Raw genomic sequence first — 1,074 nt, 5'->3', positions numbered from 1 at the left:
CCAAGGGCGTGAGCAAGCCCTACCTCGACAAGAACTACTACCTCAACGACAAGAAGCCGCCGCGTCACGGCGCGCTCTGACCGTTTTGACATTCGTCTCTTCGTCCACACAACAAAAAAAGACCTCCATGCGCCATCGTCCTATCGTTTCCATGATTCCGGGTTTGCTACTGGCAGCCTTGCCGTTGCTGGCCGCGGGACAGACTGCCGCGCAAACACCAAAATCCGGCGGCACCCTGGTCGCCATCGTCCAGCCCGAACCGGTCACGCTGACCGGCGCGGTCAACACCGCACAGCCGACCTCGCTGATCGCCACCAATGTCTACGACGGCCTGCTGTCCTACGACAACGACCTCAAGCCGCACGGCCCCCCCCTGGCCGAAAGCTGGGAAGTCTCCAGGGACGGCCTCGCCATCACCTTCCACCTGCGCCGTGGCGTCAAGTGGCACGACGGCAAACCGTTCACCTCGGCCGACGTCAAGTGGTCGGTGGAAAACGTCTGGAAAACCATCCACCCGCGCAACAAGGCCATCCTGGTCAATCTGACCCAGGTCGATGCGCCCGACGCCAACACCGCCATCTTCCGCTTCACCAAGCCTTCCTTGGCGCTGCTGTCGACGCTCAATTCCTGGGGCGCGCCGGTGTTGCCGAAGCATCTGTATGAAGGCACCGACGTGCTGAACAATCCGAACAACAACAAGCCGGCGCGCGCGCCGCCACGCTGGAAAACGGCGATGCGCAATACGCCGTCTTCAGCCCGGTGCCGCCGAAGGAGGCGCAACGCCTGGCCGACTCCGGCAAGGTCAAGGTGGAAACCAACGGCTATCAATGGTCGTCGCCGGTGCTCTATCTCGACTACAACCTCGGCAACAAATATCTCAAGGACGTGCGCGTGCGTCGCGCCATCGCCCACGCGGCCAACCTGGAAGGCCTCAACAAAGTGGTCTGGTACGGTTACGGAAAACCGGCAGTGAGCATCGTGCCGACCACGCTGTCGCAGTTCTTCGACAACACCGTGCCGCGCTATCCCTACGACACCAGGAAGGCCGAAGCGCTGCTCGATGAAGCCGGCCCT

The 1,074-nt window shown here is 62.2% G+C and carries 1 protein-coding gene and 1 pseudogene; both read left to right on the top strand.

Translation table 11 applies throughout. From position 1 onward, the window contains the following. Nucleotides 1-127 precede the first annotated feature (127 nt). A pseudogene (locus HLUSI_RS34835) lies at nt 128-601 on the top strand (ABC transporter substrate-binding protein); the annotation flags it as partial. 158 nt (nt 602-759) lie between these two features. After that, nucleotides 760-1,074: ABC transporter substrate-binding protein (locus tag HLUSI_RS34830; RefSeq protein ID WP_330987195.1), on the top strand; the 315-nt coding region annotated here is incomplete at its 3' end.

Origin of the sequence: Herbaspirillum lusitanum P6-12 (assembly GCF_000256565.1) — a bacterium.
Classification (GTDB): Bacteria; Pseudomonadota; Gammaproteobacteria; order Burkholderiales; family Burkholderiaceae_D; genus Herbaspirillum; species Herbaspirillum lusitanum.
This window is presented reverse-complemented; position numbering and strand designations above follow the sequence as displayed.